Genomic DNA, 23,028 nt, shown 5'->3' with positions numbered 1-23,028 from the left:
TGATTGATGAATAAACTCCTTGATGACTTACAGATGCAATTTCTATGGCTGATTAGACCGTTGCTCCTATGGCCCTATTTTGGCTTTCCGTTACAATTTGACCGTCGAATAAATTCACTACCCTGTGCGCATAATGCGAATCCCTATCCGAGTGTGTTACCATTACAATAGTGGTTCCTTCCTGGTTTAGCTCGGTCAGCAAGTTCATTACCTCGATACCGTTCTTGGAATCCAGATTACCGGTTGGCTCATCTGCCAATATTAATTTTGGATTGGTCACAACCGCTCTGGAAATAGCCACACGTTGTTGTTGACCACCAGATAATTGTTGTGGAAAATGCTTTTCCCTATGGGCAATTTTCATTCGCTCCAATACCTTCATTACTTTTTCCTTGCGCTCTGCCTTACCCATTTTCAAATAAATAAGTGGTAATTCTACATTTTCATATACCGTTAATTCATCGATAAGATTAAAACTTTGGAATACAAAACCTAGATTACCTTTACGCAGTTGCGTACGTTGGCTTTCCTTTAAACCGCCAACTTCATTGCCTGCAAAATTGTAACTACCCTCCGTTGGATTGTCCAACATTCCGATAATATTCAATAGGGTAGATTTACCACAACCTGATGGTCCCATGATGGCGACGAACTCACCGTCTTCTACCTTTAGATTTACATTGTTCAAAGCCAAGGTTTCTACTTCCTCGGTCCTGAAACTCTTTTTTAAATTTTGGATTGTTATCATTTCTCGATTATTTGCTTGTTTTATTTCTGTTTATCCTAAGTACTATACAATTCATTTACCTGAACCTTTTCCTGATAGGAGCTTAGTAATTTATTTTTTAAGAACACCTCCCTCAATGCCCCTTATTAGTAGAGAAGAAAATTTTACTTCAGTACTATTCTTTCTGCTTCACCAAAGCTATCGTAGTTGCTCGTAATTACTTTTTCACCGGCATCAAGCCCTTCCAAAACCTCGTAATACCGGGAGTTTTGCTTGCCGATTCGAATAGGACGTTTTATAGCTTCATCGCCATCTGGCCCTACTACAAAAATCCATTGGCCACCAGTACTCTGAAAGAAGCTTCCCTTAGGTAACAACAAGGCATCGCTAGATTCCCCTAATTGAAGTTTTATATTATAACTTTGCCCAGCTCTAATAGTTTCGGGCTTATCTCCTGTAAAGACCAAGTCAACTCTAAACCTACCATTACGTACTTCCGGGTATACTTTTCTTAATCTCAACGGATAGTCCGTTCCATTACGCTCTAATACCGCCACTAAATCTCGCTGCACACGATCAATATAATGCTCATCTATATCTGCCTCGATCTTATAATCTGTTAGTACGTTTATTTGGCCTATTCTTTGACCTTGTGAAATATTTTGTCCTATTTCTGCATCTAAAAACCCTAACTGACCATCTGACGGGGCCCTTACGTTTAAATGGTCTAAGCGTTGGTACACCATTCCCAATGTTTTCTGCATACGTGCCAAATCGGCATCCAGTCCTGTCAAAGATGTTTTTCTTAACTCATCGTCCTGTTCCGTCTGTAACTTAACAATATCATACTGTTTCTGGGAAAGTTCATAATTTTCCTTTGATAATTGATAAACCTCCTTTGAGATTAATTCTTCTTTATATAAAGCACTGTTCTGTTCATAATTTCGCTTTAAGCGCTGTAAATCCGTACTAGCGGTGGCTAGAGATCTGCGACCTTCCACTTGACGCGAATCAAAGGTTAATTTAGTAGAACGTAAATCATTCTGTTTTAAAGCCAAATTACTTTCACTTGCCAGTATTTGCTCATAGAGGTTCATATTCTCCAACTTTAGGATAATATCACCTTTTTTAACGGTAGCACCCTCCTCGATTAATTTTTCCGTAACACGACCACCTTCATAAGCATCCATATATATCGTGGTAATAGGTGCAACATTTCCGTTAATTGTAATATAATCGTCAAACTTACCTTGATAGACATCAGCTATGGAAAGTTTATCCTTTTCTGTTCTAAATGTAGAAACCGAGTTCGCAAAAAGGAGTTGATACCCTACAAAAAGCACCAATATACCTATACCGATATACCCGTAATGTTTTGGACGTAAACCTTTCTTCTTTTCTATTTTAATATCCATCTTTATTATTATTCTTTAGTTTCAATCCCAAAAAAGGAAATTCTATTTATGTTTCTAGTTTATATTAAATACCGGAAGGCCCCGATAAAAATCTAAAGTACTTCTATTTATTTCCGAGCGCAGGGTTACTTGTAAGTTTTCATTTTGGGCACTGGCGAAAAGATTTTTCGCGGTCAATAATTCAATGCCGTTAATCATTCCATTTTCAAAACGCTTTTGAGCTACGGTAAAAGCCATTCGCTGTGCTTCCACGTTTTGATCACTCTGACCTTTCTCTACCTTTAGCGCATTATGCTCTTGTACTAGTTCTTGAATGGTCTGAAAAAGCACTTGTTCCTGCACTTCCAAATTATTTTCCTGTCTAAGTTTTTCAATCTTAGCCTGTTTAACCCTGGACCTCGCAGACCATCCATTACTGATTGGCACATTGAGACTTAGTCCATAAAATCTAGAAAAGTTATCCCTAAACTGCTCACGAAAAGGCAATGTATTACCCAAACTGTCTCTAAATGTTTCAAAATAACCTGTTCCCATGCCTGCAAATAAAGATAGAGAAGGATATAACCTTCCTCTGGCGACACCTACTTGCTTCTTAGCCGCTTGCGCCCTTAATTCCTGAGCTTTGATCAATGGTAGAAATTCACGTGCCTTGGCATAAATGGTGTCGGATTGTATTTCTGAACTCATAGCATTCTTATTACCGACTTCGAGGTCCGCAACTATTTCAATATCCGAAGTATCTTCCAAGTTCATTTCTTGAATTAAAGCCAATTTCGCAGCTGCCAATTGGTTTATGCTCTGTGTGAGATTCAATTCATCGGATAGTAAAGCAGATTTGGCCTCATACCTATCGGCACCGGCCATGAGCCCTAATTCTATCTGTTTCTCGACCAGCTTAAAGTTTGTTTTGGAAACATTTACCTGTTCCGTAGCTATGGCCACCAGCCCTTGAAAAAAGCGAATATTGTTGAACGCTTGCATAACTCTAAATGCTAAAAGATAGCGCTGTTGTGTGCGCTCTTCCTTAGCAGCCTGGTACAAAAACTTTGACGCCTTAATTGAATTTACTTTTTGAAAGCCTTGAAATAAATCAATATTCGACTGGATCGAATAGTTGTTAGAGAAGAAATCTTGTACTACAAAGGTCCCCGTATTAGGATCTTCCGCTCTACCAGAATTTACTTGATAATTAGACCCTGCATTAATTTCAGGTAAAAGATTACGAATAGATTGTCTGTAATCTTCCTTGTTTGCGTCGTTATTATATTGAAAGTCCTTTAAAAGCAGGTTATGCTCCAATGCATGCTCAATACATTCTTCTAAAGTCCAGCTAGTCTGCGCAACACTTTTCAGCACTAAGGCTAAGAAGAAAATTAGTGTTATTTTAATTTTTAAGTTCATATTACTATTGGTATGCCAAAAGCTTTGCTATATATGTGCCATAAATACAAAATACTGAATATCATATACTTACATATGTGCTAAAAAATGTAAAACATATTTAGTGTAAAATAGTTTTACAGATATTGTCAAAATTTTGGACAGGTATATTATAGTTGTTGATTTCAATTTGTAGCTTTAACACTTCTTTTAAAAGTACTTATATGATTGACGCCAAGATTCTGGTCATTGACGATAATAAGAGTGTTTTAAGCGCCTTAGAAATTCTATTACAGTTCGAATACAAAAGTGTTCAAACCATATCCAATCCCAACCAAATTTCATCCTTTCCCGATTTTGGCGATTTGGATATTATACTGTTGGATATGAATTTTTCCGCAGGGGTGAATACCGGTAACGAAGGTCTTTATTGGCTACGTGAAATCAAGAAAAAATCACCATCTATTTCTGTAATAATGATGACCGCTTATGGCGCAATAGATTTAGCGGTGGAAGCACTAAAGGAAGGTGCATCTGATTTCATCTTAAAACCATGGAACAACGAAAGACTGTTAGTTACAGTTAAATCCGCGTATGAACTTAGAAAATCAAAAAAGGAGGTAAGTCAACTTAAACAAAAGGAGACGAACCTAAAGCAGGTAATCAATCAAAATAAAAATCATATTGTTGGTGATTCCAAAGCGTTGAACGCTGTATTAACATTAGTTCAAAAAGTTGCCAAAACGGACGTGAACGTATTGGTCACTGGAGAAAACGGAACTGGCAAAGAACTTATAGCCAGGGAATTACATAAGTCTTCCGCTAGAAATAATGAAGTTTTTATTTCTGTGGACATGGGTTCTATTTCTGAAAATCTATTCGAAAGTGAGCTATTTGGTCATGTTAAAGGCTCCTTTACAGACGCAAAAGAAGACCGAGCCGGTAAATTTGAAGCCGCGAACGGGGGCACTCTTTTTCTAGACGAAATAGGGAACCTATCCCTACAGACGCAAGCGAAGCTATTATCCGCCATACAGAATAGGGTAATTGTTCGTGTGGGGTCCAACAAACCAATTGGGGTTAATATTAGACTTATCTGTGCCACAAATTGCAATCTGGATAAAATGGTGGTAGATGGTCTTTTTAGGGAGGATTTACTTTATCGCATAAATACCATAAGGGTTAATGTACCGCCCCTACGAGAAAGAGATGAGGATATTCTTGTACTGGCTGACTTCTACCTTACTAAATTCGTTAACAAATATGGTAAGCAAGGACTTAAAATAAATCAAGCTGCACAAGAAAAACTAATGGCTTACAATTGGCCAGGGAACGTAAGGGAATTATTGCACACCATGGAGCGTGCCGTAATACTTTCAGAGGGTAACGTACTTAAACCAACGGACTTTTTATTGGAGGTAAAAGGTAGTACCCAAATAGAAAACGAACCCAATACCCTAGAAGAAATGGAGCTACTTATGATTACGAATGCGCTTCATAAGAACAATGGTAATTATAGCGCAGCAGCCGAGCAGCTGGGTATTTCTAGACAGACTTTATATAATAAACTTAAAAAATCAAGTAAATAATGGTAAGTAGAAACATTTATTTACAATTGGTCTTTAGAATTATCCTGATTGTACTAGTGGTCGTAATTACTACCTATTTTTTCTTTAACGACCAGTATATTACTGGTGCTATAGGTGCGCTTATTTTAATTGGCCTTACCTATGCTCTTATTAACTACGTTAACCAAACCAATCGTAAAATCGCCTATTTTTTCGATGCCATAAAAAATGAAGATTTTACCCTACGTTTTCCTGAAAAATTAAGTGTCAAATCTTTAGAAGAATTAAATCATAGCCTAAACATGTTGAACAGCATGATACAGGACATTCACTTAAAGAAACAAGCACAAGAACAGTACTATCAGGAAATTCTGCGGCAAGCAGATATAGGAATATTCACCATAAACCCTAAAGGTCATATTCTCTATGCTAACCCCACAGTCCAAGACTTACTGAATTACAGACCTTTAAACCATGTTAAACAACTAAATCAGGTAGACCATAAACTTTACGGTCTTTTTAAAGATTTAAAACCTTTTGACAACACCACTTTTTCCTTGGGAAATGAGAGAGGAAAACGGGAGCTTAGCTTAAAATGTACTCCAATTACTATAGAAGAACAACAGTTATTATTGGTAGTTGCGCATGACATTAATAAGGAATTAGATGAAAAAGAAACCGATTCCTGGGTTAAATTAATACGTGTGCTGACCCATGAAATTATGAATACCATAACACCCATTACATCCATATCAGAATCCATATTACAATATTTTAAAAAAGGAAAAGAACTTACAACTCCAGGAGCTTTCAATATTGACCAAATCAACAATACCGCAAAGGGTTTGGAAGTCATAAAGGAACAGGGAAAAGATTTAATGAGCTTTGTACAGAGTTATAGAACTTTTCTTAGTGTTCCAGAACCGGACCGTAGTCTTATTCCTGCGGATCAGCTCTTAGAGCGTGTTAAGGTATTGTTGGATGAACAGGCCGAAACTCTAAAGGTTGCTATCGAAATTATAATAGCACCAGATAATCTTGAGTTGTTTATTGACCAAAAACAGATAACCCAAGTTTTATTGAATTTAGGAAAGAACGCAAAACAATCGTTAGAAGGTCAAGAAAATGCTATCATTAGATTTAAGGCTGGAATCAATGAGCTTGATAAAAAATATATTCAAGTCTGGGATAACGGCCCAGGAATACCACCCGAGTTGATGGATGAAATCTTTGTTCCTTTCTTTACCACCAAAAATACCGGAACCGGTATTGGCTTAAGTTTATCCAAACAAATTATGAGACTTCATGGCGGTAGGATACGGGTTGTGTCTAATGAAAATACACAGTTTACTTTAACCTTTGATTGATAGTAAAGCTTAGCCTTCTCCTAACTCTTTCCAAGGATCCCAGAAGTACTTTTCTAAGTTTTGTATTTGATTTTCTATAACCTCAACACCTTCGCCCTCTAGTAATTGCTGCATAAGGTTTGTACCTTCAAAATGATGTTTCCCCGTAAGCAACCCGGCTTTGTTCACCACTCTATGTGCTGGTACGTTTTCCATATTACCAGCTCCGTTCATTGCCCAACCCACCATTCTAGCGCTACTAGCAGCCCCTAAGTACTTTGCTATTGCACCATATGACGTAACCCTTCCATAAGGTATCTGTTCCGCTACCTCATACACCTTTTCAAAAAAATTCTTAGTATCGCCTTTCATGCTACTTTTAACTTTGGTTGAACAGTCTTATACTGGTAATGATAAATAGCACCACCATAAGCACACTTAAAATATAGTTGCTGTTTTTGGAGAATCGATTTGTTTTACGCTCCATCTTATTGAAATAAAAAACATAGAGATACATGGCCAAAAAAGTGCCCCCACCGGCAGCCAAAATAAATACGACCTCATCTATAACGCTGTAATCCATGAACCCTTGAGCATGAAAAATGGTATTTAGACCACTATAAAATGGTATGGTAAGCAAGTTAATGGCCGCTAAAAAAAGCCCTTTTGAAAAGCTATTCCGCTTTTTGCTTGCCACTATTTCTAAAGGTTGACTATCTAATTTTTTTGCTTTGACGAAAAAGAACACGGCTAAAACTGCGAATACTGCCAACGCAATTTTAAGTAGCATTCCTATTACATCAGGATTTCGCAATAAGTATTTGGCTATTCTAACGGCCAAATAAGTCTGTAACATTACCATAACAGCAACGCCCAAACCAAAAATAACACCATTGGCCTTTCCCTTCTCTACACTGGTCTTAGCTGCATTCATATTTAACAACCCAGGAGGCAGGGACGCAAAGAATGCGGCACTAAAAGTGAATACCAGTAAAATTCCAAGTTGTTGCATAAAACTAGTTTATCCTAAATTGGATGTAGGTAATGGCTTTCCCTTTCTCAAGGTACTGATTTTCATAGAATGTTTGTATATCCAAAACTTCTTTTGGGCTACCCTCATTTTTATAAACATCATGATTGGCATAGATAATCTCATGCCGTAGACCGTGTAAAAGTCCTAATGTATAACCATGCATAAACTCACTGTCCGTTTTTAAATGAACCAGACCATTAGGCCGTAAGATTTTATTGTATTTGTTCAGGAACACCTCATTGGTCATACGGTGTTTTGTACGCTTATACTTTATTTGCGGGTCTGGAAAAGTTATCCAAATTTCAGAAACCTCATTTTCATTGAACAAGAAGTCTACTAATTCTATTTGTGTTCTTAAGAACGCCACATTACCCAAGCCTTCTTCTAAGGCGGTTTTTGCACCTCTCCAAAAACGAGCTCCCTTAATATCTATTCCAATGAAATTTTTATTGGGATTCTGTTTGGCTAGACCTACGGTATATTCCCCTTTTCCGCAACCTAATTCCAATATAATTGGATTTGTGTTACCAAAATGTTCTTCCCATTTTCCCTTTAACGCAAAACCTTCTTGAACTTCTTCCCTTGTAGGCTGAACAACATTTTTAAAGGTATCGTTTTCCTTAAATCTTTTAAGCTTATTCTTACTTCCCACTGTATTACGCTATAAGACCGCAAAGCTAAGAAAATTACAAGGGTAGCGACTTATTCCGTAGTTGTATTTTCTTTGGCACTCTTCTCCAATGTAAATGAAAACTCCGAACCGACATCTGGAGCACTTTCTACATATATTTTCTCTTCGTGTGCCTCTATTACGTGTTTCACTATAGCAAGCCCCAAACCAGAGCCACCTTCACGCCTACTTCCACTTTGATCTACTCTATAAAAACGTTCAAATAGTCTTGGTATATGTTGTTTAGGAATCCCTTCTCCATTATCGGTAATTCGTATAATAACCTTATTCTTAATTAAGTCCTCGACGCTTACTTCGGTAGTACCGTTATCATTGCCATATTTAATGGAATTTACCAAAAGATTGGTAAGTACTTGTTGAATCTTTTCCATATCGGCATTGACCATAATCGGCTCTTCGTAAGCGATATCAAAAGTGAGTATTATATTTTTCTTGGCCGCCTTCATTTCTAAAAGGTCGAAAACGCTTTGAATTAAATCTATAACATTAAAATCTTGCTTCTCTAAGTTTAGGTCGCCAACTTCCAACTTTGTTATCAAATCCAAATCCTTAACAATATAAATGAGTCGGTCTACGGCCTTATTTGCCCTAGATATATATTTTTTACGAATACTTTTATCGTCTATTGCCCCGTCCAGTAGCGTTTCTAAATAACCCTGTACCGTAAATAGCGGTGTTTTAAGTTCATGGGAAACATTACCCAAAAAATCCTTTCTGTACTCCTCCCTGATCTTTAAGGTATCTATCTCAATCTTCTTGTCCTGGGCAAATTTTTCTATTTCTGCGGTCAGGGTCCGCATATCTGTCGTAATTGGGTCAGAAGTGAGTGAGGTAGATTCTAACAATGCTACGTCATCGTAGATTTTTTTTATCCTTTTATAAATGAATTTTTCTATTCGATATTGAAGTGCAAAAAAGGAAATTAAAAATATAATTACTGTATTAAAGATAAGAAACAACACGTTTAAGCCCCCAAAAAAACTGGAAGCTAACGCAAAAATAATTACAAAAATCAAAGTGATATAGATTGCACTCCTAAAAGCGAAACGATATGACCTTTTTGATTTTACCGCCATTAGAGCACAAACTTATATCCTACGCCCTTTACCGTTTTAAAATGGTCTTCCCCAATTTTTTCTCTAAGCTTGCGAATATGAACATCTATGGTACGGCCACCAACTACGACTTCATTACCCCAAACCTTATCTAGTATCACCTCTCTTTTAAACACCTTACTAGGCTTGGAAGTAAGTAGGGCCAACAGTTCAAATTCTTTTCTAGGGAGTATTATTTCCTTACCTGCCTTAATAATTTTATATTCTTCTCTATTAATGACGATATCTCCAACGGTGGTAATATCTTCTTGAGGGTCCTCATCTTTTAAACGTCTTCTAAGCAATGCGTTTACTTTACTTACCAAAACTTTTGGCTTAATTGGTTTGGTAATATAATCATCTGCACCTGCATCAAAACCCGCAACCTGTGAATAATCCTCTCCACGGGCCGTTAAAAAAGTAATAATAGCGTTTTCGAGACCACTGGTCTTTCGCATAATCTCACAGGCTTCAATACCATCCATCTCTGGCATCATTACATCCAAGATGATTAAATGGGGAAGTTTCTTTTTGGCTTTCGCCACTCCGTCAGCCCCGTTTTTTGCCGTAAAAACGTCATATCCCTCAGCGGATAAATTATAACTAACAATTTCTAGTATATCCGGTTCGTCATCAACTAAAAGTATTTTAATGTCTTTCTTTTTCATGGGTCTTGTTGGTAGGGTTGTTTTATCAAAAGTAAAGATAATACGGATACCTACTTATGGCTTAACATTGATTTAATGTAGTAACATTTAGGTAACACTAAAAAAATAAAGTTTTAACATGGCCGTAACCCCACTTTTACAACATGCTACTTTCTTTGCAGCGAATAATTTTGACTTTTTAAACTAGATATGAAAACACAAATTTTAAATGTTATGAAAAAACTATTTTCTTTTATGGCTATAGCTGCCTCGCTTACTTTCGTCGCTTGTAGCGATGATGACAACGATCCAATTATCGTTGAAAGCGTAGATTTTGATAATGATGGTGTGAACGACGATATCGATAACTGTCCCGCAGCATCCAACCCTGGACAAGAAGATACCGATGGTGATGGCGTAGGTGATGTTTGTGACCCTATTGACAATAGTGCCACACCACCAACTGGAGGAACTATTATTGTAGATAGTGATATAACTACTGATACGACCTGGAGCGCTGATAACATCTACAACCTTGATGGTAGGGTATTCGTAACGAGTGGTGCCACGTTAACAATAGAGGCAGGTGTAATTGTCAAGGCAAATGCCGGATCTGGAGTTAATGCTTCTGCACTAATAATTACACGAGGCAGCAAAATTGAAGCTGTAGGCACTGCAACTGCACCAATTGTTTTTACTTCTGCTTCTGATAATATTGCATTTGGTTCAACAGCAGGTACAAACCTAACCGAAAATGACCGTGGACTATGGGGTGGCTTAATCGTATTAGGTAATGCTCCCGCTTCTTTTGATGGTGATGCAACTTCTGCACAAATTGAAGGACTACCAACAGACACGGATGGAGATAAGGGTTTATACGGCGGTTCTGATGCAGCTGACGATTCAGGTACTATTCAATATGTATCAATACGCCACGGAGGTGCTCTGATCGGGGAAGGAAATGAAATTAACGGGTTAACCCTAGGAGCCGTTGGTACAGGTACAACCATTAATCATGTAGAAGTTGTTGGCAACGTTGATGATGGAATTGAATTCTTCGGAGGTACAGTAAACGCAACAAACCTATTTGTATGGGCCCAAGGTGACGATGGCCTGGACATTGATCAAGCATACTCTGGAACTATAGATAACGCTATTGTAGTTCAGGGTGCTATTTCTGACCACGCCTTGGAAATTGATGGCCCAGAAGGATCACTTCAAGGAGGTTACACCTTAACAAACGCTACCTTAATAGGTTTAAGCAACAATGTGGAAAATGGCGAAATTGCTGACTATAGATCAAACGCTCAAGGTACAAACAGTAATATTTTAGTCACTGGATTTACGGGTGTAGGTACCGATTTACAACTTTCTGATGTTGAATTGGACAATGCAGGCGTTGCTGCCAACTATACGGCAGGTACTCTAGTATTTACTAACTGGGAAGTTGTTCTACCACAGGGTGTCACATCTTCAGATGAGGTGTTCAACGATACTACGGACAGTACAACCTTTGAAACAGATGCGACAACTTTCTCGTCTGCTGTAACTGAGGGTGCGACCGGGGCAGATACTTCTTTCTTTGCTTGGACGTATGCTAACTCAAAAGCTAATTTAGGTTTCTAAGAAAAACCAACAATGAAGTAATATTTAAAATTGCTCGCCTGCAGGCAAACTGTAAGGCGAGCAATTTATTTCTTTTTAAACATATTCAATAAATTTTATTTATGAAACTCAAGTTACTATTCTCTTTACTAATCACTTTCTGCTTTCAAAGCTTGTTGGCACAAGAGGGTATCATATCTGGAACAGTGAACGATGGTGAATTTAATGACGTTCTGCCTTTCGCGAATATTCTTATCAAAGGAACAACAAATGGTACCACATCTGACTTTGACGGCAAGTATGTCTTGGATGTAGAACCTGGCACATACACTGTTGTCTTTTCGTATTTAGGTTATGAAACCAAAGAAATTTCAGAAGTTATTGTGCAACCTGGTGCAGAGCAAATCATTGATGTAACTTTAAATCAGCTTGCAAATGCTTTGGACGAAGTAATAGTTACCACAACAGTTTCAAAAAACACGGAAGCCTCTGTTCTTAATTTACAGAAAAACTCCGTAGCATTATTAGATGGTCTTTCCATTCAAAGTATAAAAAAATCAGGTGCAGGCGATATTGCGAGCGCCATAAAAGCAGTTCCAGGAGTCTCAATTCAAGGTGGAAAATTCGTTTATGTCCGTGGTTTAGGTGATCGTTATACCAAATCTATCCTAAACGGTGTAGATGTCCCAGGTTTAGATCCTGACAGGAACACTTTACAACTTGATATTTTTCCAACCAATATTTTAGATAACATTATAGTAATAAAATCAGCAACCGCTGATAAGCCAGCAGATTTTACAGGGGGTGTTGTGGATATCGTTACAAAAGATTTTCCTACAAGGGCAGAATATAGTGTTTCAGTAGGCCTTGGATACAATTCCACCATGCACTTTAATGACAATTATCTTAGTTATGAAGGTAGTGGGACTGATGTATTTGGATTCGATGATGGCCTTCGGGATTTGCCTTTTTCCCAAAGAATCGAAACACCGTTACCACAACAAAATGGAAATTTGTCAAGAGTATTGACACAATTATTTCAGCCCAACCTAAAAGCGCTACAAGAAGAAAGTGGCATGGATTTTAATATTGGATTCACTGCCGGAAATCAATATAATTTGAATGACGATGGAAGTAAAAAGATTGGCTACCTTGCTTCTTTATCCTATAAAAATAGCACTGAATTTTACGAGGGCATCGTAAACGGGCAAGTATTTAGGAAACAAGACCAAGACAGATCTGTCCTTGAGTTAATAGACGATAGAACACAATCCGGTAATTTAGGTGTCAACAATGTTTTGATAAGCGGCTTGGCAGGTGTTTCCCTAAAAGGCCTTACGTCTAAATACAAATTAAATGTGCTTCACATACAAAACGGTGAATCAAGTGCATCTTACATTAGACAAGAGAATTTTAACGTAAACTCCAATACTATCTTTAAAGATGTTCTCACCTATACCCAACGTTCTATTACCAACGTTTTACTCAACGGAGAACATGCCAATGAAGACGGGTCGTGGAAAGTTTCCTGGAAATTAGCACCTACATTTTCCAAAATATACGACAAGGACTTTAGAACAACCCCTTTTAGGTTTAATGAAGAAACCGGTAATTTTTCAATTTCACCTAGTGAGTCAGGTGACCCAAGTAGAATATGGCGAGACTTGGAAGAGTTAAATATCGCAGGTAAATTGGATTTGACCCGAAAACATCAATTATTTGGAAAAGATGCCAAGTTCAAATTTGGTGGTGCTTATACCTTAAAAGAGAGAGATTTTGTTGTTGATCAGTTTTCGCACCCAGTACAATCAAGACAAGGCAACTTTACATTAAATTTTGGAGGTGATGCTGATCAAGTTTTGGCACCAGAAAATATTTATAATCCAAGTACTGGCGAAGGAACTTTCGTTAGACGTGATTCCAATATTTCAGATTCATTTAATTCTGAAATTACAGTTGGTGCCGGTTACATAGCTGATGAGTTCAAATTTTCTGATCGTTTCAACGCGATCCTCGGCTTAAGGTTCGAAAAATTCGATTTAATCTATTCTGGGGAAAATCAGGACGGCGTGGTTCTGGAAAATGAAACTATTTTGGATAAGGCTGACTTTTTCCCTTCTGCCAATTTCATTTATGAACTAAATGAAGAGGCAAGTAAAAAAGTGAGAGCATCATTTTCTAGTACAACGGCGAGGCCTTCTTTCAAAGAGGCATCAAATGCTCAAATTTTTGATCCGGTATCAAGTACATTCTTTATAGGTAATATAGATATACAGCCCACTTATATCAATAATTTTGATTTGCGTTTTGAGTCCTACGGAGAAAGAACCAATTTTTTTGCTATCAGTGCTTTTGCTAAAACCTTCAAAGACCCTATTGAACTTACATTTATCCGAGAGGCCAGAGGCCAGTTTATCCCATTAAATTTAGGAGATGCGACAGTTTTGGGTGGAGAATTAGAATTTAGAAGAAATATGGGCTTCATTCCAGGATGGCAAAATTTTTCATTTAACGCAAACATCTCAATTATAGAGTCACAGCAAACATTTAGTGAAGATGAGGAAGCAGCTAGGCGCGATAATTTAAGAGAAGGAGAAACACTTGCGGATAATAGAGAATTACAGGGCCAATCACCTTTGCTACTCAATGTTGGATTCAATTACGACAATAATGATAACGGTTGGCAAGGTGGCATAGTCTACAACGTGCAAGGTAAAACCTTAGAAATCGTTGGTAATGGCGATATTCCCGATGTCTACACCTTACCCTTTCACAACTTGAAGTTGAATCTTAGTAAGGAATTCGGAAAAGAAAAAAATAGCAAACTTTCCTTAAGATTTGAAAATATCCTTAACGATGATATTGAAAGCGTATATCAATCTTTTGGTGCAGAAGATCAATTGTTTTCATCGAGGTATCCGGGACAGGCGATTTCACTAGGCTATAGCTATCAATTTTGAAAACGCAATCTTTTTATTATCAAAAAGTCCGTAATTTGCGGGCTTTTTTTATTCTTAAAGCCGATAACCATTTGATAACATTTAGTTCATAATAGATGTAGGATTATATCTTACTTTAATAAAAATCTTAAATATTTCTATAATGAAAAAAAGTACTTTTCTTTTAGCTAGCTTTATTATGGTCATTATAGCGTCTTGCTCAAAACAAGAAAATGTTGACGAGTCTACATATTATGAAATATTAACACCGATATCTAATGATGATGCATTTCTAATTCCTTTAGGAACACAAACCGTAAAAGATTCATTGCAATTTACAATTAGATTAAAAGACTTTGATCTAGAAATCGATTTTAATGAAATTCACTCTATATCTCTATTTTTTAAAGAGCCCAATTTAAATAAAATGAAACCTTTAGCCTATATCGATTTGGAGAGAGATTATCGTATATCCTACGAAGGAGGAAACAACCTTGAGGAAATAAACTATACCATTTATATTGAAAATGCCGACGGAACCGACTATTTTGATTCAAGTTTCGAACTTAAAAACCTGTCAATTCTAGGCTTAAATATTTCTAAAATTAGAGATATCCCTACTGGAACTTTAGATTATAGAGATTTTGATCAGTTGGTAGATTATTTTAATCTTCACGATTAATTCAACACTTATTTTTTATTTAAAATCGTTCTTACAATAATAGACTACCTACCAACTAAACCCTAATAAAATTGGTAGTTGACGTCATAAATTGTGCATTTCATCGATCTTTATGTATTTCAACGATCTTTTCACAATATCTCCTCTTACAAAAACACAAGAGAGTGTTAAATTCCTATATTTGTGGCATAGCATTTGTAACCAGCTATATATGAAGCACCTTTACCTCATCATTTTTTTCTTATTTATATCCTTTAGTTACGGTCAAAGTACCGGAAACACTGGGGATATTGATGATTTTCATATGTACCCTAACCCGGTTACCAATGGTAAGGTTTATATTTCTACCGCCAACAATAGTCCAAAGGAGATTCTAATTTATGACGTTCTCGGAACTTTGGTTTTGAAAACTACTATCCTTGGAAAGGAGTTACGACTTACTGATTTAGACGCCGGAGTTTATGTACTACGCGTATTTGAAAAGGATAAAATGGCTACACGCAAGCTTGTTATCAAGTAAATAAACATCGTTACAGTCACCGCCTTCAGTTTCCTGAACATCGATTATCCGTCAAAAAAATCGACCAATTACCACTCGTATTTAATTGACCTACAAATTATTAGCTTTCACAACATTTTTGTGCAGTTCATCTAGCTTAGGATTACTTTTACCGTGTTGATCCCAAATCAATACCAAATGAAAATAATCTACACTATCCTTTTAATAGGTTTTTCTCTGACTACTTATGGTCAAGATTCCATAGATTTTAGAAATCTCAAGAACGACGAGATTACAGGATTTAAACTTTATCCTAATCCTGCCACTGCAGATATAGTTTACGTAACCACGGAGCGTAATAATAGTAAAGAGATAAAAGTTTACGATGTTTTTGGTGAACTGGTTCTCACAGATAGAATTCCAAACAAAGCTCTAAACATCTCACGTCTTGCACCAGGCGTATATGTGGTGCAGGTTACAGAGAACAACAAATCTATAAACCGGAAGTTGGTCGTAAAGTAAATTACCCTATGGCAAGCCCGCGAGGTATTTGAAGGAAAGCCAATATTTATTACAACGCAAGCGTCGGAGTATCATAAATCTCGATTATCGAGTAAAGCTGCCTAATTATTGGCTATAACATTTCCAGATTCCGTATATATTTCTAACATTGGTTTCGTTCCCTTCAGTACCTTTGCTACAACAGGTATTACCGATGACCCACGAGCATATTTTCACTATTACATCTAAAAGCGAATTTTTATCCGTTGCGCTATCGGTATTTAGACATCAATACGCCAACAACTCTGTTTATCAAGAATTTTGTAAGCATTTAAAGGTACATCCTGAAAGGGTTACGAGGCTAGATCAAATTCCGTTTTTACCCATTCAATTTTTTAAAGAAAAGAAAATATTAAGTACAACGGAATCTCCAAAAATAACTTTTACCAGTAGTGGCACCACAGGTTCCTCAACAAGCAAACACTTTGTTACCGATTTAAATCTTTATACGCAAAGCTACCGTTATGCTTTTGAGCAATTCTACGGACAACCGGATGAGTTTTGTATCCTTGCTTTACTACCCTCTTATTTAGAAAGAGAGGGCTCCTCACTAATATATATGGTAGATGACCTTATCAAAGAATCCAAACATCCTAAAAGTGGATTCTTTTTAAATGATTTTCAGCTGCTAAAAGAAACTTTAGAAGAGCTAAAAAAAACTCGTACAAAAACGCTTTTAATAGGCGTATCTTTTGCGCTTTTAGACTTCTCGGAAGAATATCAATTAGAACTTGAAGATACTATTATCATGGAAACTGGCGGTATGAAGGGACGTCGAAAAGAAATGATAAGACCAGAACTTCATGAGAAGTTAATGCTAGGGTTTGGGGTGAATCAAATTCATTCCGAATACGGCATGACGGAATTACTCTCCCAGGCCTATTCTAAAGGAAACGGCATTTTTGAATGTCCGCCATGGATGAAAGTGCTGGTTAGGGATACCGAGGACGCCCTTACTATAAATGGCTACGAGAAAACCGGCGGGCTGAATATTATAGATTTGGCGAATCTAAATTCTTGTTCCTTCATAGCCACCCAAGATTTAGGAAAAACTTTTTCCAATGGGACTTTTGAAATTCTTGGGCGTTTTGACCACTCAGATATAAGGGGTTGTAATTTAATGGCGCTTTAATCCGCTACACGAACATAATCCAAACCTGGTCCGTCGCATGCCTGCCAAGTGTTCGATAAATCGTTGACAGAGCGAAAAACAAGAATTTCCGTTCTATCCCCATTGCAACTACCTATAAGGTTCTCTCCACTCGTATACGTTAGTTCTAGATAATCCATGTCATCATTATCGTATTCTGCTAAAATAAATGTTCCTGTAGCTTCAGAAACAATCCCGTCTCTTTCTCTTTTTTTAACGAAAGAACCCGCAGGATTAAACACGTAGAACTCTTGCCATTCCATATTTGAACCTGTTGACTCTGAGTTTTCAAAACTTCCGGACATACGTATCAATTGCCATTTCTGCACTGCATAAAGTAAATCTACCTCACCAGTTTCTAAATCCTCTGAACTGGTACATGAGAAAAGGCCAATGCATATAACAATAAGTAGAATGATATTTTTCATAGAACAACCTTTGAACTGCACTATTAAGATACAAGAAAGGGCAATTAGTTGCGTTAAGATGAACCAGGATTCTATAGTCCTAAAATTTTAGCATCTACGAAAAATGTGGAATTCACCTCCAATTCATGATCTGTACTTATCAGTTCATCCGTAACGGTATTAAGACGTAGGCTAAATCTGTCTTTCTTTATGTATTCTTTCAAATCCATATCGGAGGTGTCTAAAACAAGTCTATTACTAGTATTTTCTGGCACACTAGTTTGTGAGGCAATTTGAATCTCTTCTAAGCCCTCTGCCGAAATAAAAACGGAAATAGATTCTAAGAAACTAAAATCCGCTCCGTCAGGGGAAATGATTACCAGCTCTAATTGAGTTAGCTTAATTTCTTCTATTAAATCCTTTCTAGTATCGTTGACTTCAAATTCCGACTCCGAATCTGTCTCCGTTTCCGGGGTAAATACATCAATGGGCAAGTCTATTCCCGTTGAAGAGGGTATTGTAGCTCTTTGACTGTATTCTATATCAAATTTGGTAAGTTCGTCGAGTTTATCACAACCATAAAGTGTTAGGGCCGTTAAAAAAATACATAGCGTTTTGCGAAGCATGAAAATTGTTTTGTATTACACCAACGTTATTACACTACAATTATTGGATAAAACTCAAATCTAATAAGAAAGGCCCCCTATCTACGAAAAGAATAGGTGACCTCATCATCAGACAGATTGGGATTATCCTCAAAAACCAATTGAAGGGAAGATGTTCCCTTTACAGTAAAAGTATAGGCCTCATTATCTGAAAATTGCAATCGGTTTCCTTCACCACTATAGGAATAAGTGCCAGATTGCTTAAAATAGGTATCCTGACCAGAATTCTGGACGGTAACCTTATTTTCATTAGTATCGAAAATTAACCGCGTGGTAGAGAAATCGGTTCCCTCTTCAAAGAAACAGAAACACGAAATGTTAGATAATATCCATTCACCAGCTAAAGCATTATCTTCAGGGTCGTTCACCTCGTCATTAGAGCATGAAAATGACATACACAACACACTTATTAAAATCCACCATTTCTTCATCATATAAAATTTTACGTAATTATTAAGAACTCACTACGAGTACAAAGTAGCTTTTTTTACCACGTTGCAACAGTACATATTTGCCGTCTATTAAATCTGTTTTCTTTATCAGGAAATCTTCTTTGACCTTTTCTTTATTTACTGCTATTGAATTTTGTTTCAGCTCTCTTCGCGCTTCTCCATTAGATGCCAAAAAACCAGTTTTAGCAGCGAGTGCCGCAATCATATCCATACCGTTTTCTAAATCGGCAGCCGAAACTTCTGCCTGTGGCACGCCCTCAAAAACATCTAAAAAGGTCTTTTCGTTTAATCCTTTCAGGTCTTCCGAGGTTGATTTTCCAAAAAGAATAGCACTAGCCTTCACAGCATTATCTAAATCTTCTTGAGAATGGACCATTACCGTGATTTCCTCCGCCAGTTTCTTTTGAAGCAATCGTAAATGTGGTGCTTCTTGGTGCTTTGAGATTAGTTCTTCAATATCGGTTTTAGAAATAAAAGTGAAGATTTTTATGTACTTCTCCGCATCAGCATCTGATGTATTTAACCAATATTGATAAAATTTATAGGGAGAAGTCCGGTTTGCATCTAGCCACACATTACCACTTTCGGTTTTTCCGAACTTGGTTCCATCCGCTTTTGTAATTAATGGGCACGTTAGCGCATAGCCTTTGCCACCTCCAATTCTTCTAATAAGCTCCGTCCCCGTAGTGATGTTACCCCACTGATCACTACCACCCATTTGTAAGGTACAGTTGTATTTTTCGTAGAGGTGTAAAAAATCATAACCTTGGACTAGTTGATATGTAAATTCCGTGAAGGACATTCCTTCCTTGGCCTCCGCAGACAGTCTTTTTTTTACAGAATCCTTTGACATCATATAATTCACCGTAATATGCTTGCCAACATCCCGTATAAAATCCAAGAAAGAGAAATCTTTCATCCAATCATAATTGTTGACCAAAACCGCGGCATTATCCACATCGCTTTCAAAATCCAAAAACCGGGATAATTGCTCTTTCAACGCTTCTTGATTGTGCCTTAGGGTATCCTCGTCTAAAAGATTGCGCTCGGCAGACTTCCCAGACGGATCACCAATCATTCCCGTAGCCCCACCAATTAAAGCATAAGGCTTATGTCCTGCCAATTGAAAATGGCGTAACATCATAACACCTACCAAATGGCCAATATGTAAAGAATCTGCCGTGGGATCAATCCCAACATAGGCAGACTGCATTCCCTCCATAAGATAGTTCTCCGTTCCAGGCATCGCATCATGTAACATGCCTCTCCATTCCAATTCCTTGACAAAATTTGACGTCATTTTTTACTAATATATATGAGTTGCAAATATAAAAGGAAAAATGCTGTCGCTCTTACTGAACACATCACGAATTTATCCACTAGTAATGCATAACTTTGGACTATGATTCTTGTTACTGGTGGAACTGGATTGGTGGGCTCACATTTACTTTTTAGATTAACGTCTTTAAATAAAAAGGTTAGGGCCATTTATAGGTCAGAAACGAAACGTACAGGCGTACAAAAAACCTTCTCCTATTATTCCGATAATCCAGAAACCCTCTTTAATAAAATTGAATGGATAAAAGCGGATATTTTGGACCTGCCCACTATGGAATTAGCGTTTAGTGGGATAGACCAAGTTTACCACGCTGCGGCCCTTATTTCATTTGATCCCCAAGATTTTAAGTTGCTACGCAAAGTTAATGTTGAGGGTACGGCCAATATGGTAAACCTTTGTATAGCTCATAATGTTAAAAAGCTATGCTATGTAAGTACTATAGGAGCAATTGGAAAAGGTGCGCCCGGTCTTGTGGCCAACGAACAAAATGAATGGACGGAACAACACACCAATGTATATGCACTAAGTAAATATGATGCAGAATTGGAAGTCTGGCGAGGTTCCCAAGAAAATTTATCCGTAGTTATCGTAAATCCTGGAGTAATCCTAGGACCTGGAAATTGGGAAGGTGGGAGCGGAAAATTATTCGCCACGGCATTTAAAGGGTATTCCTATTTCCCTCCTGGAGGCACAGGTTTTGTTACGGTTTTCGATGTCGTAAAATCGATGTTGCAATTAATGGATGCTTCAATTGTCAACGAGCGTTTTATACTTGTAGGAGAAAATCTTAGTTATCAGGAAATCTTAAGTCGTTTAGCTCAAGAATTCGGCAAACAAAAACCAACAAAACAACTGAAAATTTGGCAATTACAAATTGGACGCTATGTGGACTGGTTAAAAACGGTAATTACAGGCAGTGAAAGAAAAATCACTAAAAACACCATCTACTCCCTACTTCATCCAGAACTGTACAGCAATGAGAAAATTAGACAGAAATTAGGTTTCGAGTTTGATGCCCTTAACGATACGATTAAACTGAGTTGCGCTAAATTTATTGAGGAACATTCTTAGTATTGGTAGGTTTTTGAACACCACCCGCCTTTAATAAATCCTTTTCTTCTCGTTGTAAAAGTTTTAAACTGTCATTGATTTTCTTTAAATCTTTTAGTCGTTCTTTTTCCTCGTCCAATAAACTTTCTACTTCTTTATAAATACTTTCATAAGCTAATGGAACTGATGCATAATATCTATCACTATCTACGAACCTGGTACTGTCAACATTGTACTTATTTAGCACATAGGTAGTAGGGTCAATTCCATTATCCTTTAATATTCCGATATTGGTGGTTTTTGCAGCATTGACGATTGCCATATCTTTTAATATAAGTACCATTTCATCCCTGGCAATTAGGTTTTCTGGTTGCTCTATTAATTTTTCGCCGCAGGATACTAAAAAGATGATACTTGTAAATAGTAAGATATGTTTCATTATGGTCTGTTAAATGTAAGCCTCTTGGCATTACGTTCTTCCGAAAAAACACCATTTTCATAAGCCAAATGGCCATTGACCAAGGTGTGCGTTACCTTAGCTTTAAACGAAGCTCCCTCAAAGGGAGACCATCCGCATTTATAGGCTATATTTTCTTTGGTCACCTTCCAAGAATTTTCTAAATCAACTACGGCCAGGTCGGCAAAATAGCCTTCTTTAACATAACCCCTTTTAGCTATCTGAAATAGTATTGATGGATTATGACACATCTTTTCCACCACACGTTCCAACGTAATCTTACCTTCCAAATGCTTCTCTAACATTGCAGGTAATGCATGTTGCACCAATGGCCCTCCACTTGGTGCTTTGGTATAAACGTTATCTTTTTCTGTAATCGTATGCGGGGCATGATCTGTGGCAACAACATCTATTCTATCATCTAAAAGTGCTGTCCAAAGCGCATCTCTATCATGGGCAGTTTTTACCGCAGGATTCCATTTTATAAGTGTTCCTTTTTCTTTGTAGTCTTCCGATGTGAACCATAAATGATGCAAACACACCTCAGCGGTAATTTTTTTCTCGGCCAGAGGAATATCGTTTCTAAATAAATCCATTTCCTTGGCGGTTGATAAATGGAATACATGCAATCTTGCCCCTGTCTTTTTAGCCAAAGCAATAGCACGGGAAGAAGATAGGTAACAGGCCTCTTCACTTCTAATAAGGTGGTGGTATTCTATAGGAATATCATCACCGTAAGTGTCCATATATGTCGCTAGATTGCGACGAATAGTAGTCTCATCCTCGCAATGGGCAGAAATAACCATTTCGGTACTACTAAAAATACTCTCAATAACCTCCTCATCATCTACTAGCATATTACCTGTAGAGGAGCCTAAAAATAATTTTATTCCTGAACAGGAATTTTTATCTAGTCTTTTTAATTCCTCTAGATTATCATTGGTTCCGCCAAAAGGAAAAGAGTAATTGGCAAAAGCCGTTTTACTAGCTGTAGCGAATTTTTGCTCTAACTTTTCTATAGTGGTTGCCTGCGGAACTGTATTTGGCTGCTCCATAAAGGAAGTAATACCCCCCGCTACCGCAGCCCTACTTTCTGTAGCTATAGTCCCTTTATGTGTTAATCCTGGCTCTCTAAAATGAACTTGGTCATCTATTACTCCAGGTAAAACGTATTTCCCTTTTACGTCAATAACTTTTGCAGAAGCATCCGAAATACCGCTCGCAATTTTTGAAATAATATCCCCATCAATAAGAACATCTAGTTCTTGAATAGTACCTTCATTAACAACTTTTCCATTTTTCAAAAGTATTCTTCCCATAC

At 37.3% G+C, this 23,028-nt stretch carries 23 protein-coding genes; 9 read left to right on the top strand and 14 right to left on the bottom strand.

Annotated features, from left to right (window positions below; genetic code table 11):
• Nucleotides 1–52: 52 nt before the first annotated feature.
• From SJY09_RS15740 to SJY09_RS15730, 3 genes are all read right to left on the bottom strand, one after another.
• Entirely contained in the window at nt 53–748 is a 696-nt protein-coding gene (locus SJY09_RS15740; protein WP_396636658.1) for an ABC transporter ATP-binding protein, read from the bottom strand.
• 143 nt (nt 749–891) lie between these two features.
• Nucleotides 892–2,142: an efflux RND transporter periplasmic adaptor subunit gene (locus SJY09_RS15735; protein WP_396636657.1), complete on the bottom strand. Its 1,251-nt coding sequence runs from the start codon at nt 2,140–2,142 to the stop codon at nt 892–894.
• Nucleotides 2,143–2,196: 54 nt separating this feature from the next.
• Nucleotides 2,197–3,543 (bottom strand): TolC family protein, encoded by a 1,347-nt coding sequence (locus SJY09_RS15730; protein WP_396636656.1) that lies wholly within the window; start codon nt 3,541–3,543, stop codon nt 2,197–2,199.
• 203 nt (nt 3,544–3,746) lie between these two features.
• On the opposite strand from SJY09_RS15730, the gene SJY09_RS15725 reads away from it, so the two are divergent.
• Nucleotides 3,747–5,111 (top strand): sigma-54-dependent transcriptional regulator, encoded by a 1,365-nt coding sequence (locus tag SJY09_RS15725; protein ID WP_396636655.1) that lies wholly within the window; start codon nt 3,747–3,749, stop codon nt 5,109–5,111.
• Nucleotides 5,111–6,457 (top strand): sensor histidine kinase, encoded by a 1,347-nt coding sequence (locus SJY09_RS15720; RefSeq protein ID WP_396636654.1) that lies wholly within the window; start codon nt 5,111–5,113, stop codon nt 6,455–6,457. Before SJY09_RS15725 ends, SJY09_RS15720 begins: the two co-directional genes overlap by 1 nt.
• Before the next feature lie 9 nt (nt 6,458–6,466).
• On the opposite strand, the gene SJY09_RS15715 is transcribed toward SJY09_RS15720, so the two are convergent.
• The 5 genes from SJY09_RS15715 to SJY09_RS15695 form a co-directional block, all read right to left on the bottom strand.
• A complete protein-coding gene (locus SJY09_RS15715; protein ID WP_396636653.1) occupies nt 6,467–6,808 on the bottom strand; it encodes an MGMT family protein in 342 nt (113 codons plus the stop codon).
• A 7-nt stretch (nt 6,809–6,815) separates the two neighbouring features.
• On the bottom strand, nt 6,816–7,448 hold the full coding sequence (locus tag SJY09_RS15710; protein WP_396636652.1) for a LysE family transporter: 633 nt from the start codon (nt 7,446–7,448) through the stop codon (nt 6,816–6,818).
• A 4-nt stretch (nt 7,449–7,452) separates the two neighbouring features.
• Complete coding sequence (gene trmB / locus SJY09_RS15705) at nt 7,453–8,121, bottom strand: tRNA (guanosine(46)-N7)-methyltransferase TrmB (RefSeq protein ID WP_396636651.1); 669 nt, start codon at nt 8,119–8,121, stop codon at nt 7,453–7,455.
• Between the two features lie 50 nt (nt 8,122–8,171).
• A complete protein-coding gene (locus tag SJY09_RS15700; RefSeq protein ID WP_396636650.1) occupies nt 8,172–9,119 on the bottom strand; it encodes a sensor histidine kinase in 948 nt (315 codons plus the stop codon).
• A gap of 116 nt (nt 9,120–9,235) precedes the next feature.
• Complete coding sequence (locus SJY09_RS15695) at nt 9,236–9,922, bottom strand: response regulator transcription factor (protein ID WP_396636649.1); 687 nt, start codon at nt 9,920–9,922, stop codon at nt 9,236–9,238.
• Between the two features lie 213 nt (nt 9,923–10,135).
• Between SJY09_RS15695 and SJY09_RS15690 the strand changes: the two genes are divergently transcribed.
• The 6 genes from SJY09_RS15690 (at nt 10,136) to SJY09_RS15665 (ending at nt 17,319) form a co-directional block, all read left to right on the top strand.
• Nucleotides 10,136–11,527 carry a thrombospondin type 3 repeat-containing protein gene (locus SJY09_RS15690; protein WP_396636648.1) on the top strand — a complete coding sequence of 464 codons (1,392 nt, stop codon included), beginning with the start codon at nt 10,136–10,138 and terminating at the stop codon, nt 11,525–11,527.
• Nucleotides 11,528–11,628: 101 nt separating this feature from the next.
• Entirely contained in the window at nt 11,629–14,466 is a 2,838-nt protein-coding gene (locus SJY09_RS15685; protein WP_396636647.1) for a TonB-dependent receptor domain-containing protein, read from the top strand.
• A 142-nt stretch (nt 14,467–14,608) separates the two neighbouring features.
• Nucleotides 14,609–15,127: a hypothetical protein gene (locus SJY09_RS15680; RefSeq protein ID WP_396636646.1), complete on the top strand. Its 519-nt coding sequence runs from the start codon at nt 14,609–14,611 to the stop codon at nt 15,125–15,127.
• A gap of 211 nt (nt 15,128–15,338) precedes the next feature.
• The gene (locus SJY09_RS15675; protein ID WP_396636645.1) at nt 15,339–15,647 is read left to right on the top strand and encodes a T9SS type A sorting domain-containing protein; all 309 of its coding nucleotides are present in this window, start codon (nt 15,339–15,341) and stop codon (nt 15,645–15,647) included.
• Between the two features lie 177 nt (nt 15,648–15,824).
• Nucleotides 15,825–16,148, top strand: a complete 324-nt coding sequence (locus tag SJY09_RS15670) for a T9SS type A sorting domain-containing protein (protein ID WP_396636644.1) — start codon at nt 15,825–15,827, stop codon at nt 16,146–16,148.
• Between the two features lie 193 nt (nt 16,149–16,341).
• Complete coding sequence (locus tag SJY09_RS15665) at nt 16,342–17,319, top strand: acyl transferase (protein WP_396636643.1); 978 nt, start codon at nt 16,342–16,344, stop codon at nt 17,317–17,319.
• On the opposite strand, the gene SJY09_RS15660 is transcribed toward SJY09_RS15665, so the two are convergent.
• From SJY09_RS15660 to tyrS, 4 genes are all read right to left on the bottom strand, one after another.
• Nucleotides 17,316–17,765, bottom strand: a complete 450-nt coding sequence (locus tag SJY09_RS15660) for a hypothetical protein (RefSeq protein ID WP_396636642.1) — start codon at nt 17,763–17,765, stop codon at nt 17,316–17,318. The two genes, SJY09_RS15665 and SJY09_RS15660, sit on opposite strands and share 4 nt — an antisense overlap.
• A gap of 71 nt (nt 17,766–17,836) precedes the next feature.
• Nucleotides 17,837–18,370 carry a hypothetical protein gene (locus SJY09_RS15655; RefSeq protein ID WP_396636641.1) on the bottom strand — a complete coding sequence of 178 codons (534 nt, stop codon included), beginning with the start codon at nt 18,368–18,370 and terminating at the stop codon, nt 17,837–17,839.
• Nucleotides 18,371–18,447: 77 nt separating this feature from the next.
• Nucleotides 18,448–18,843, bottom strand: coding sequence for a hypothetical protein (locus tag SJY09_RS15650; protein ID WP_396636640.1), 396 nt, complete (start codon nt 18,841–18,843; stop codon nt 18,448–18,450).
• 19 nt (nt 18,844–18,862) lie between these two features.
• Complete coding sequence (gene tyrS / locus SJY09_RS15645; RefSeq protein WP_396636639.1) at nt 18,863–20,161, bottom strand: tyrosine--tRNA ligase; 1,299 nt, start codon at nt 20,159–20,161, stop codon at nt 18,863–18,865.
• Nucleotides 20,162–20,263: 102 nt separating this feature from the next.
• Between tyrS and SJY09_RS15640 the strand changes: the two genes are divergently transcribed.
• Nucleotides 20,264–21,271 (top strand): NAD-dependent epimerase/dehydratase family protein, encoded by a 1,008-nt coding sequence (locus SJY09_RS15640; protein ID WP_396636638.1) that lies wholly within the window; start codon nt 20,264–20,266, stop codon nt 21,269–21,271.
• On the opposite strand, the gene SJY09_RS15635 is transcribed toward SJY09_RS15640, so the two are convergent.
• A complete protein-coding gene (locus tag SJY09_RS15635) occupies nt 21,252–21,689 on the bottom strand; it encodes a DUF4296 domain-containing protein (protein WP_396636637.1) in 438 nt (145 codons plus the stop codon). The two genes, SJY09_RS15640 and SJY09_RS15635, sit on opposite strands and share 20 nt — an antisense overlap.
• Nucleotides 21,689–23,026, bottom strand: a complete 1,338-nt coding sequence (locus SJY09_RS15630; RefSeq protein WP_396636636.1) for a dihydroorotase — start codon at nt 23,024–23,026, stop codon at nt 21,689–21,691. The genes SJY09_RS15635 and SJY09_RS15630 overlap by 1 nt, the downstream gene beginning before the upstream one ends.
• Nucleotides 23,027–23,028 lie beyond the last annotated feature (2 nt).

The sequence above is a fragment of the Maribacter sp. R77961 genome (assembly GCF_044594925.1).
Lineage (GTDB): Bacteria > Bacteroidota > Bacteroidia > Flavobacteriales > Flavobacteriaceae > Maribacter.
The sequence above is the reverse complement of the archived record's forward strand: the minus strand, read 5'-3'. Positions and strand labels throughout refer to the sequence as shown.